A 12,429-nucleotide genomic window follows, 5' to 3' on the forward strand; every position below is an offset into this window, starting at 1 on the left:
CACAAAGTAAAGGCACGAATCCCTGTCCATTGCTCCGCCTGTGGATTCTTTTCTTGAACATATAGCATTTCCTTATACGTCTTTCCCTCTTTATTGGTTTGATTGTTAGAAAAAATAACTAAAACAGAATTGGGTTCTTTGTACCCTGTAAGGTAATAAAAGTCGGGATCTTGGTGGTATACATAATCCACATCATTAGCGCGGTTACGAACAGGATTCGCAAAAAAAACAGCCACGCTATTGTTGGGCATTTTGTTACGCAGCGCCTCCCTTCTTTCCTTATGAAATTGGGAAGACAAATAATCGGTTGGTGTACCATTTTGAGCCATCGAAAAATAGGCGGAAAAAATTGTAATAATTATTGACAGTTTTAAAGACATGTATTTGTTTTTAGATTGAGAACAAAAAGATGCTACCCAAATTTCTACTTATTGGTTTTCAGTTCGTTTTCTTATATTCTAGTCCGGGACCATCGCAGTTTTTCCAACTGCTGGATAAAACAGAATTAGGAAGAATAGTAAGCTCTTCTTTATTGTTACCATAGCAACTTCCTATAAGCTCACTGTTTGTTTTATAAGTTAATTCAAGAAAAGACTCTTCTTGTATTTTTGTGATGATATAGGTTCCAGATATTTCCGTTTTAGTTCCATTCCTAGTTCTGGATTTGGTAAAACTTCCATCGGTATTGAAAAAATAATATTCTTGCCATTCCATTGCTGCTCCAGTGGTTTCACCGTTAGGAATATTACCTGACATTTGGTACAATTCCCATTTTCCTTGATAATCTGTTGTAACTGCTTTTATATTATCATTAGAACAGGAACAAAAAAGGACTAGCAAAGCACAAAAAATAATTGATTTTTTCATTTTTTTTAGAATTTAGATATACTAATAGATTCTTTTTTATGCTAAAGGTTGCTTCCCTTTAGCATTTTTAAATGTATTTATCGCTTCTCATACATTTTTTACAAATCTTAGCCCGTATTTAGTTCCGATTGATGTCTAAATTGATTAAGCATAAGTTCTTCAAAAATTAATGGTATTATCTTTTTAATGTAAAATGTCCTGTAAAAGTCCTGTTTTGACCCTTAAAATTTACGCTAAACCAATAGTCATCTGCTTTCATTTTTGCACTGTTATAAGTACCATTCCAGCCACTATCCATAGTTGAAAACTGATTTAATAATTTACCATACCTGTCAAAAATAGAGATTTGGGCATTTGGATATTTACTTATCCCTTTAATTTGCCAAAAATCATTTAGACCATCATCATTTGGTGTGAAAAATTTGGGATAATCCAATACTGTTACTTCTGACAAATCTTGACCACAACCATCCTTATCTCTTACATAGACAATATAAGATCCTCCTGAAATATTTTTAAACAAATTATTGTCTTGAAAATTTATCCCATCAATTGAATATTCAAAATTACCATCTCCAGAAGCAATAATTTCAATAAAATTATTACCCAATTCATCATAATTAACATTAACGATACTTGGTAGTACTGATCTCTTTAAATTAAATGAAAACGAATTGAAACAAACTAAACCATTAGTGCTATTACTAACCTTAATTGTATAGTTTCCTTCATCTGTAAGCTGCACTTCATTTGCAATTGAGATAATCCTGTCATCTTGAAATTTCCATTCATATGACTCATAATTACTATTAATTGCTAAAGGCAAATACGATTCTAAGTTACATATAGAGTAATTTTTTTTCAAATTAATTTCAGGCAATTGATTTACTCCCAAATCAAAACTAGTCTCAGAAAAACACAGGGGATTTATGCTGTTTTCCACTCTGACAGATAGAGTTTGAAAATTAGAAATCGTATTTTTAAAAGATATCGGTAACGGACTTTGTAATACTTGACCGTCCTTATCCATATACAAAATTTTCAAGCCTGATTGATTTCCTATTAGCTGAGATTCAATATTAGATGTGTCAAAATAGCCGAAGCCATTACCTTCATCACAGGCATATAAATTACTTGGCTTGTTTATTTTTGGTTTACTTGAGGTTTCTAAAACTAAGTTTGCTTCTGTATAACAGCTTGTAATTTGATTCGTAAGTCGTACTACTATAGTTTGATTGTATGGAGTTGAGTTTGTAAATGGATTAGGTAAAGGACTTGATAAATTATTTCCCATAATATCATAATAAGAAACAGTAACTCCTGTTTGATTACCTATTGCATTACTTTCAATTGTAGAAGTGTCAAAATATTCTGATATACCATCATTATCATCGTCACAACCTACCAAAACATTTAAGCTATTAACTACTGGCAAATGATTAACAATTAAATTGATGTCTTTTTCTACCAGACAACCATTCTGTGAATTGATTATTTTTGCTCTGATGTAATCTTTATTTGCAATTATATTACTATAATTTGAAGACAAAGGAATGGTTAATTGGTTATCGCTGCTGTCAAAATATGTAATCTGGATATTAGATTGATTTTTAATGAGAATTGCATCAATTGTACTTAGATCAAAAAAAGCAAAACCATCAGTATTATCATCACAAACATTAATGTCTTCAATTCCATTCCAAACAGGTGAATTCAATACTATTATACTAAAATCGGTCACTGCATAACATTTTGATTTTAATTTATTTTGAACTCTTACAAAAATACTTTGATTAAGATTTTCCACTTCGAACGAATTTGGTAAAGCTGCATTATTCCTGTCGGCATCATTAAATGATAAATGGTAACTAATTTCATAATCAGATTGAGCCAAACCGTCTAACACCTCTGTATCTTTTAATGCATGGAAATTAAAATTATTATCCGCTTCACAAATTTCAATAGTAGCTGGTTTTTTAATAATCGGAGGTATAACAATATCAACTGTTTTGACAATTGTATTAGTTGTAATTCCTTTTGTATATGTCGCACTTATAGTAAAAGTACCTGTATGCGAAAATAAATGTGTTGGTCGGACTTGATTGGATTCATTTAAAGTTGCTGCTGTCACATCGCCAAAATTCCAAATTACTGAATCCACCGAATTATTTAAAGAAAATGAACTTTCCATACTACAACCACAGCCGTTATCAAAAATGATTTCAGAAGGTAAATCAATATTTACTGTTTTATTCTCATATATATAGGTGATTTCATCGTCTCTTGGGTTCTCCGTCCTACCATAATAAAGAATATCTAAATCGTTGTCATTGTCAAAATCTCCAAAATCAACACCTCCACTGTAACAAATCGGAAACCCTTTATACACCTCTGAAAAAGTATCGTTTTTGTTGTTCAAATAAAATTTTGTAACTCTATAAGACAGCCCCGAACCAAAATTGACCAAATCTAAAAAGCCATCATTATTAAAATCACCTAATTTCAATTGTGATAAGAAGCCTCCTGAATTCTCTAGCACTAATGAATTACTAAAATTCATATTTCCTTTATTAAGATAAAAAAAAAGTTTACTGTTGCTATCTCCACTCATTAAATTAAATTCTGTGCTTCCTGTAAACACTAAATCAGGAAGTCCATCCTTATTAATGTCTCCTACATCCATACTAACATAACTCAATTGTGGAAGAGAAAAACTTGTTTTTTGAAATTTAAAATTCCCTAAATTTTTATAGATTGCAAATTCGCGTTCTGTTTTTGTTGAGGAAGCAATAATTACGTCTTTCAAACCATCCCCATCAAAATCTGCCCAATTCCCTCTATTGAATTGCATATTTGCTCTTTCACCAGTAATTGAATATAAATTTATGTTTTCAACTTTGGTAAAAGTTTCATTTCCATTATTTTTAAAAATTCCCAAATCAAATATATCATTGGCATTTATTCCTTGATAAAACACATCTAATAAACCATCATTATCAATATCAACCCACTGAACTGAACCGTCTTTTATTTTTGGAATTGAGTTAGAAATTTCTACAAATTCGCAACCATTATCAATATTCTTATAGATTTTTGTAATATTATTTTCTGCAAATCCACTTACAGTTCCATTATATAATAAATCCAAAGTTCCATCATTATTAAAATCTCCCCAGGAAAGATCCCCATAAATTGCTCTAGGAATGTTTTTTATAGCGCTTTCAGTAAATGTTTTATCACCATTGTTTTTGTATAATATTGCATTTCTGAAATCGCCATTAACACCAAAATCAACTCCCGTGACAAAAATATCCAGTAAACCATCTTTATTATAATCTACAAAAGAGGCAAATCCATTATACCCTCCTTTTAAGTTATCTGAAGCACTAACTTTTTCAAAATTTTGAGAGCTTACAAAAATTGAGTAAAAAAGAAATAGATAAATAAAAATAGTTTTCTGCATATTTTTAAATTTAATACTACTGTTAACTGGTTTATTATTTAGCAATTCGCTCTTCATACATTTTTAGCAACTGCGTCACCGTATTCCAATTCCTGATGCTTGCAGTAAGATTTAGTTTTTTCTCAATGTATTTTTGATCCAATCTTGTTTTTCCAGCGCCAACGGCATACTTAATAAAAACCCTGTTCCCGTCTATTTGAGCTTCATCTGGTTTAAACTGACTAATTTTTAAATCATTGATGTTTTCTGACCGTAATTCTTTCGAAACAAAAGCCACATATATCTTTTTGATGTCCAAATCTTTCTCTTTCAAAAAAGGATTATTCGAAAAACACTTTTGTAAATCTTCAATTCCAATTACAATTGTTGGAACGTCATGACCAAAGGCTTTAAAAATCTCTTGTTTGATGATAAAACCAACTTTGGCGGCATTCTCCTCCTCAGTATCTACAAAAACATTACCGGACTGGATATAGGTTTCTACATTGGCGAAACCAATTTTCTCCAAAGTCGTTTTCAATAAATCCATTTTCATCATATTATGTCCAGAAACATTAATACCACGAAGAAGTGCAAGATGCGTTGTCATTTTTTAGTTTTTTGTAATTGTTCCAAAGATATTGTGTTTAATGTAGAATTCACAATTTTATTAAAACAGAAAATACTCCTTTACTTTTCAGTAAATAAAAATCCGAAAGCAATAACACTCCCGGATTCCTAAACTGGTATTTTATCTAGTAGTTAAATCTGAACTTTAACCACTACTTTTTTAACTCTCGAACTTTCCCCGGCCTGAACGCAAGGCCTGTGTAAATCATCTGGGAAAAATACCGTAAACATTCCTGTTTCTAGTCTTAAATATGCCGTTTCACCCTCATAAAAAGTATAGTCTTTGTCTAAATCACTAGTTAACACTTTTTGATCTTTTTTGGTGGTCACTCCCATCAATTCGGTTCCTTCAATCACATATTGAATGTCGATATACTTGGTATGGCCTTCAAGTATACAATCCTTAATTTCCTTTGTATCGTAATCCTGAACAATGGCGAATACCGCTTTATTATCAATTTCATAAGTCCCCGGTTCTATTTGAAACAAATCTGTATTTTTTATAAATTCAAATCCTTTGGCTAATCTTTCGGTCAGATTTGCATAAAGACTGTAATTTTCAATTTTATCAATTATCATCGTTTGTTATTAATTGTTTAAATCTGTTATTTTTGTTTTTGCAAAAATGTAAAAAATTAGAATATTGTTTGAAAAATAAGCTCTTTAAATTTTGTGCGATATTAGAACTTTTGTTATTTATTTTCCTCTAATAATTGAAGTGTGTGATTTAAAACCTCAGTATTAGACCAGTCATGATGGCCCGTAATAATACATTTTGGTTTTTTGAATTTTTCTTGGACTCTTTTTATCGTCTTTGGCCATTCCTGAAGGTTGGCTTCTCCAACATATTCTAAATCTTTAGCATCAATACTTTTTACTAAACAACCACCATATAGAATTTTTTGTTTGTCAAACCAAACCACAATATTATCTTTTGTATGCCCTTCACCGCCATAAAAGGTTTCAAACTTAAAACCACCTATATTGAAAACAGTATCTTTATCCATCAGGAATTCGGCTCTTGGTCGTTCATTTTTTATCGAAATTGCATCTGTCAACTTAGTTGTATAAGTTTTAATTCCGTGTTGCTTGTAAAAATCAAGTCCTGATGTTCTGTCTTCATGAGAATGAGTTGCCAGTGCTAGAACAACTTTTTTATGATGTTTTAACTCAATACTATCCAATAACAATTGATACGGGAAATCATCCCAAGGGGAATCAAAAAGAATGACGCCAGCTTGAGTAACCACATACATTCCGTTAGCGTCTTGCTTTTTTGTACCAAACATTTTATAACTAGTGTACACATAAAAATTGTTCGATATTGGACTTATTTTTAGTTCGTTTACAACCGTTTGCCCGAAAGAAAATGTAGTATTAATTATTACCAAACAGCTTATTAGCAAGATGTACTTTCTCATTTTAAAGTATTGTTTTTTCTTGTTTTTTTATTTCAAATATACTCTTTTTTCTTACATCACTTTCAATCGATCCCGTTTCCAAATTCCCAAACAAAAAACTATCTTCGCTTTTTAAATAGTAAATCCGTTTTAATCTGCGTTTTTACTTTTGCAAATCCTAATCATCCGCGTCCAAAAAAGCAAAATGAACAACCTCCTACTTACTCCCATTGAATACTTAAAAGGCGTTGGTCCCAGTCGGGGCGAATTGCTACGCAAGGAATTGGGGATTCATAAGTACAAGGATTTAATCAATTTTTACCCCAACCGATACATTGACCGAACTCGTTATTACAAAATCAACGAGCTGCAAAACAATGTTGCCGAGGTACAGATAATTGGAAAAATTATCAATGTCAAAACGGTAGAATTTGGTAAAGGACGAAAACGCCTTGTAGCTACCTTTGTAGATGATACGGGACAAATGGAACTAGTTTGGTTTCAAGGACACAAATGGGTTCGGGAATCTTTAAAAATAAATGAAGTGAGCGTGATTTTTGGAAAATGCACTTCCTTTAACGGCATTTACAATATGTCGCATCCTGAAATCGAGCTGCTGAGCGAACACGAACAAAGTTTGCGCTCTGCCATGCAACCTGTGTATCCTTCGACAGAGACCTTGACTAATCGCGGAATTTCAAATCGTACGATTAACAAAATAATGCAACAGCTTTTTCTGGAAACGCATACTTTGTTTACCGAAACGCTACCTGATTATCTAATTACAGAGCTGAAACTAATCTCTAAAAAAGATGCTTTAATCAACATTCACTTTCCTAAAAGTACAGAAGCTTTGGCGAAAGCCAAATTCCGGTTGGTCTTTGAGGAGTTGTTCTTTATTCAGCTACAACTTATTACCAAAAATCTAGTTCAGAAACACAAAATAAAAGGACATCCGTTTACAAAGGTGGGTGAAAATTTCAATGATTTTTACCAAAACCATTTGCCTTTTCAACTCACAGGAGCACAAAAAAGGGTAATAAAAGAAATACGCACAGACATGGGTACCAATGCCCAAATGAATCGTTTGTTGCAGGGGGATGTAGGTTCTGGGAAAACAATCGTGGCTTTTATGAGCATGTTGCTGGCACTAGATAATGGCTTTCAGGCCTGCTTGATGGCACCTACTGAAATCCTAGCAAACCAGCATTTTATTGGGTTATCAGAACTAGCTAATGAGCTAAATATAAACATAAAAATACTTACAGGCTCAAGTAAAACTGCAGCTAGACGAATCATACACGAAGAACTCGAAAATGGAACTTTACAAATCCTTATTGGGACACATGCCTTGTTAGAAGACAAGGTGAAATTCCAGAATTTAGGACTGGCAGTTATTGACGAGCAACACCGTTTTGGTGTAGAGCAACGTTCTAAGTTATGGAAGAAAAATGAGATTCCTCCTCACGTTTTGGTAATGACGGCAACGCCTATTCCTAGAACTTTGGCGATGAGTTTGTACGGCGACCTTGATATTTCCGTGATTGACGAATTACCTCCAGGACGAAAACCCATTCAAACGGTACATCGTTTTGATTCCAACCGACTCAAAGTTTGGAAATTCATACGCGATGAGATTGCCCTTGGGCGCCAAATTTACATTGTATATCCGTTGATCCAAGAATCGGCGAAAATGGATTTCAAAGATCTAATGGACGGTCACGAGAGCATTTCCCGTGATTTCCCGCTACCGCAGTATTCCATTTCCATCCTGCACGGAAAGATGAAACCCGCAGATAAGGATGCGGAAATGAAACGCTTTAGCGAAGGAAAAACTAATATCATGGTGGCAACAACTGTAATTGAAGTTGGTGTAAATGTTCCTAATGCTTCGGTAATGATTATTGAAAGTGCCGAACGTTTTGGACTCTCGCAGCTCCACCAATTGCGCGGTCGTGTGGGTCGTGGTGCTGATCAGAGTTATTGTATCCTGATGACGAGCCACAAATTAAGTTCGGACAGTAAAACCCGAATGGAAACGATGGTAAGTACTAATGATGGTTTTGAAATTGCTGAAGTCGACCTCAAACTTCGAGGCCCTGGAAACCTTATGGGAACCCAGCAAAGCGGCGTTCTGAATCTTCAGATTGCAGATATTGTGCGTGACAGAGAAATTTTGGCCCTAGCCAGAAACCATGCCTCAAAAATACTTAAAGAGGATGCACCATTGCAAAAACCGGAACATGCTAGCCTAAGAGCAGTATATATCGAGTTGACCAAAAAGAAAAATATTTGGAATTATATTAGTTAGTTTTTCACCACTTCTCATTAAAAATCATTATTTACGAGCTTTCGTAACAGTTATCCGCTATTGCATAAAAAAATAGTAAATTGCCCATAGCACATATTCGCTTACTTAATTTTAAGCTTGAGATCTCTCTCTGTTGTAATTCTCTACAGCTACAAGTCTCTATCAAATCAGAAATAAATTAAGGTTCCATTAAATAGTTTTAATTGAGTTCAATTAAAGTTTCACCACACAATACCCAATTAACATACCTCCATAAACTATAACTATTTAACAATTTAAATAGTAATAAAACACTGAAAAGCGCACTAAACACAGTAATCATTAAAAAATAAACTAATAATGATTTCGTCACAAAAGTGAATATTTCATTTTTTGCGAAAATACTTTTTTAAATAAAAAACAATATTTAACGAACGTTCGCTTGTTTTATTAAAATAATTGTTATAGAATTGTACTATAAATCTATAAGCAACATGGAAGACACATTTTTAAGACAATCGAAAATTAACTTTTCAAAAGAAGTTAATAATTACTATCCAGAAATTCTAACTGATGAGGCACTAGCATTTATCACTGCACTACATGAAAAATTCAATACCGAAAGACTGGAACTGCTAGCAAGCAGAATTATAAAGCAATCCATTTTTGACAGCGGAAAGTTTCCGGAATTTCCAAAAGAAACTGAAGACCTACGAAATGGCAATTGGACAGCAGCTCCAATCCCTCAAGATTTGCAAGACAGACGTGTAGAGATCACCGGACCAGTAGATCGTAAAATGATCATCAATGCATTAAATTCAGGTGCTAAAACATTCATGGCTGACTTAGAAGACAGCACTGCTCCTTCTTGGAAAAATACCATAACAGGACAACAAAATTTAATTGACGCCAATAAAAAGACCATTTCGTTAATTGATGCACAGCGTAGTAAATCATACACACTAAACAAAGAGACGGCTGTTTTATTAGTAAGACCAAGAGGTTTGCATCTAGACGAAAGACACCTTTTAATAAACAATGAAGAAACCTCAGGAAGTTTAGTTGACTTTGGTTTGTATGTTTTTCATAATACGCAAACATTGATACAAAACGGAACTGCACCTTATTTTTACTTACCAAAATTAGAGCATTATTTAGAAGCTCGCTGGTGGAATAAAGTATTTGAATTTGCAGAAGACTATTTAGAAGTACCAAAAGGAACTTTTAAAGCAACTGTTTTAATTGAAACAATAACCGCAAGTTTTCAGCTAGATGAAATAATTTTTGAACTGAAAGATCATATTGTTGGTTTGAATTGTGGTCGTTGGGATTATATATTTTCTTACATCAAAAAATTTAGAAATCATCCCAATTTTGTAGTTCCAAATCGCGATCAAGTAACCATGACTTCACCATTCATGGATGCTTATTCCAAGTTGGTTATTCAACGTTGCCACAAAAGAGGCATTCTTGCAATAGGCGGAATGGCAGCACAAGTTCCGATAAAAAATAATGAAGAAGCGAATGCTGCAGCTTTAGAAAAAGTTAGGAAAGATAAGGAACGTGAAGTTTTAAACGGACACGATGGCACATGGGTTGCTCATCCTGCATTAGTAGCAGTTGCAATGGCTGAGTTTGATAAACACATGCCAACAGCAAACCAATTACATATAACTCGTGACGATGTAATCATAACAGAAAAAGATTTGGTAGAAATGCCTAAAGGAACTGTGACAGAAGCAGGAATTAGAAAAAATATAAATGTGGGTATTTTGTATATCGAATCTTGGTTAAGAGGGCATGGTGCTGTTGCTCTTTATAATTTAATGGAAGATGCCGCAACTGCCGAAATTTCAAGAACACAAGTTTGGCAATGGTTAAAAAACGAAGTGAAACTTGAAGACGGACGAAAATTTAAAATGGAATTATATAAGGAATTACTAAATGATGAAGTAGCGAAAATCACTGCTGAAATTGGAGAAGAAAACATAGAGAAAAGCAAGTTTAAATTAGCTATTTCGCTTTTTGACGAACTGGTTATCTCTGAAGAATTTGAAGAATTTTTAACACTACCCGCTTACAAATACATATAAAAAAACAATCCTGCGATTGCGGTCACAATCAACAGGATCTAATTATTAACAAAAAATAACCTAACACAAAATTATGAAAAATTTAGCACAAAGTAATTATAGTTCTGCTTTGCAGACTGTAAAAGATTTAAAAGCGAAGTACGGAACTACTTGGAATGCCATTAATCCTGAAAGTGCAGCAAGAATGGTCACTCAAAATCGTTTTAAAACGGGCTTGGATATCGCTAAATATACAGCAGCGATCATGAGAAAAGACATGGACGAATATGACGAAAATGCTTCTAATTATACACAGTCGCTAGGTTCTTGGCATGGCTTTGTTGCGCAACAAAATATCATCGCTATAAAAAAGCATCATAAAACAACAAACAAAAGATACATATACTTATCAGGTTGGATGGTTGCTGCATTACGTTCAGAATTTGGTCCATTACCAGATCAATCAATGCATGAAAAAACTGCTGTTCCAGCATTAATTAAAGAAATTTATGATTTCTTACGTCAAGCAGATGCTATTGAGTTAAATGATTTATTTAGAAGACTTGAAAAAGGAGAAGATGTTCAAGACCAAATCGATAATTTCGAAACTCATATCGTTCCTATTATTGCTGATATTGATGCAGGTTTTGGGAATGAAGAGGCTACCTACTTGCTAACTAAAAAAATGATTGAAGCTGGAGCTTGTGCTATTCAAATTGAAAATCAAGTTTCGGATGCAAAGCAATGTGGACATCAAGATGGAAAAGTAACAGTCCCTCATGAAGATTTTATTGCTAAATTGAATGCTATTCGCTATGCGTTTTTAGAATTAGGAGTTGATGACGGAATTATTGTTGCAAGAACGGATTCAGAAGGCGCAAGTCTTACGCAAAAATTACCCGTAAGTACAGAACCAGGAGATTTAGCTTCTCAATATTTAGCTTTTGTAGAAGCCGAAGAAATAGCTATAAGTGATGCTAAAGAGGATGATGTGCTTCTTAAAAGAGACGGTAAATTAGTGCGTCCAGTAAGATTGTCAAACGGTTTATATAAATTTAAAGATGGTTCTAATATCGACAGAGTAGTATTAGATTGTATTACTAGTTTACAAAACGGAGCAGATTTGTTATGGATTGAAACGGATACGCCAAATGTTAAGCAAATTGCTCAAATGGTAAATAGAGTTAAAGCAGTTGTGCCTAATGCTAAATTGGTTTATAATAACTCTCCATCTTTCAACTGGACATTAAACTTCCGTAATCAAGTGTATGAAGAAATGCTTGCAGAAGGAGATAATATGACAGGTTATGATAGAAATAATTTAATGGATGCGCAATATGATGATTCTGAATTATGTCATCGTGCAGATGATAAAATCAGGACTTTCCAGGCAGATGGATCAAGAGAAGCTGGGATTTTCCATCACTTAATTACCTTACCTACATATCATACTACAGCACTTCATATGAATGATTTAACCGAAGGTTATTTTGGAGAAGAAGGAATGTTGGCTTATGTTAAAGGGGTTCAAAGACAAGAAATTCGCAAAGGTGTTGCATGTGTAAAACATCAAAGAATGGCAGGATCAAATCTTGGTGATGACCATAAAACATTCTTTGCTGGAGACAAAGCTTTAAAAGCTGATGGAGCAAAAAATACAAGTAGTCAGTTTGAAAGTAAAAAAAATACTACAGAACGAGAACTAGTATTAGAAAAATAATATTTATT

At 33.4% G+C, this 12,429-nt stretch carries 9 protein-coding genes; 3 read left to right on the plus strand and 6 right to left on the minus strand.

Translation table 11 applies throughout. The annotated features are described in order from the left end of the window. The 6 genes from HJ01_RS14955 to bla form a co-directional block, all read right to left on the minus strand. Nucleotides 1-380, minus strand: a 380-nt coding sequence (locus HJ01_RS14955; RefSeq protein ID WP_040474029.1) for an aminopeptidase P N-terminal domain-containing protein, incomplete at its 3' end; no start/stop codon positions are given. 58 nt (nucleotides 381-438) lie between these two features. Continuing rightward, entirely contained in the window at nucleotides 439-867 is a 429-nt protein-coding gene (locus tag HJ01_RS14960) for a hypothetical protein (RefSeq protein WP_007139322.1), read from the minus strand. A 175-nt stretch (nucleotides 868-1,042) separates the two neighbouring features. Further along, nucleotides 1,043-4,330, minus strand: coding sequence for an FG-GAP-like repeat-containing protein (locus HJ01_RS17215; protein ID WP_007139323.1), 3,288 nt, complete (start codon nucleotides 4,328-4,330; stop codon nucleotides 1,043-1,045). Between the two features lie 34 nt (nucleotides 4,331-4,364). Further along, nucleotides 4,365-4,919: a DUF1697 domain-containing protein gene (locus HJ01_RS14970; protein WP_007139324.1), complete on the minus strand. Its 555-nt coding sequence runs from the start codon at nucleotides 4,917-4,919 to the stop codon at nucleotides 4,365-4,367. A 152-nt stretch (nucleotides 4,920-5,071) separates the two neighbouring features. Next, nucleotides 5,072-5,518: a YhcH/YjgK/YiaL family protein gene (locus HJ01_RS14975; RefSeq protein WP_007139325.1), complete on the minus strand. Its 447-nt coding sequence runs from the start codon at nucleotides 5,516-5,518 to the stop codon at nucleotides 5,072-5,074. Nucleotides 5,519-5,631: 113 nt separating this feature from the next. Then, nucleotides 5,632-6,360: a BlaB/IND/MUS family subclass B1 metallo-beta-lactamase gene (gene bla, locus HJ01_RS14980; protein WP_040474030.1), complete on the minus strand. Its 729-nt coding sequence runs from the start codon at nucleotides 6,358-6,360 to the stop codon at nucleotides 5,632-5,634. A 184-nt stretch (nucleotides 6,361-6,544) separates the two neighbouring features. Between bla and recG the strand changes: the two genes are divergently transcribed. The 3 genes from recG (at nucleotide 6,545) to HJ01_RS14995 (ending at nucleotide 12,421) form a co-directional block, all read left to right on the plus strand. Then, nucleotides 6,545-8,650, plus strand: coding sequence for an ATP-dependent DNA helicase RecG (gene recG / locus HJ01_RS14985; RefSeq protein ID WP_007139327.1), 2,106 nt, complete (start codon nucleotides 6,545-6,547; stop codon nucleotides 8,648-8,650). 473 nt (nucleotides 8,651-9,123) lie between these two features. Next, nucleotides 9,124-10,722 (plus strand): malate synthase A, encoded by a 1,599-nt coding sequence (gene aceB, locus HJ01_RS14990; protein ID WP_007139328.1) that lies wholly within the window; start codon nucleotides 9,124-9,126, stop codon nucleotides 10,720-10,722. A 73-nt stretch (nucleotides 10,723-10,795) separates the two neighbouring features. Further along, nucleotides 10,796-12,421: an isocitrate lyase gene (locus HJ01_RS14995; RefSeq protein WP_007139329.1), complete on the plus strand. Its 1,626-nt coding sequence runs from the start codon at nucleotides 10,796-10,798 to the stop codon at nucleotides 12,419-12,421. Nucleotides 12,422-12,429 lie beyond the last annotated feature (8 nt).

It is taken from the genome of Flavobacterium frigoris PS1 (genome assembly GCF_000252125.1).
Lineage (GTDB): Bacteria > Bacteroidota > Bacteroidia > Flavobacteriales > Flavobacteriaceae > Flavobacterium > Flavobacterium frigoris_A.

Excerpts from the sequence above, each read along its gene's own strand:
- HJ01_RS14960 (WP_007139322.1), bottom strand. The coding sequence starts at position 867 with ATGAAAAAATCAATTATTTTTTGTGCTTTGCTAGTCCTTTTTTGTTCC.
- HJ01_RS17215 (WP_007139323.1), bottom strand. The coding sequence starts at position 4,330 with ATGCAGAAAACTATTTTTATTTATCTATTTCTTTTTTACTCAATTTTT.
- HJ01_RS14970 (WP_007139324.1), bottom strand. The coding sequence starts at position 4,919 with ATGACAACGCATCTTGCACTTCTTCGTGGTATTAATGTTTCTGGACAT.
- HJ01_RS14975 (WP_007139325.1), bottom strand. The coding sequence starts at position 5,518 with ATGATAATTGATAAAATTGAAAATTACAGTCTTTATGCAAATCTGACC.
- bla (WP_040474030.1), bottom strand. The coding sequence starts at position 6,360 with ATGAGAAAGTACATCTTGCTAATAAGCTGTTTGGTAATAATTAATACT.
- recG (WP_007139327.1), top strand. The coding sequence starts at position 6,545 with ATGAACAACCTCCTACTTACTCCCATTGAATACTTAAAAGGCGTTGGT.
- aceB (WP_007139328.1), top strand. The coding sequence starts at position 9,124 with ATGGAAGACACATTTTTAAGACAATCGAAAATTAACTTTTCAAAAGAA.
- HJ01_RS14995 (WP_007139329.1), top strand. The coding sequence starts at position 10,796 with ATGAAAAATTTAGCACAAAGTAATTATAGTTCTGCTTTGCAGACTGTA.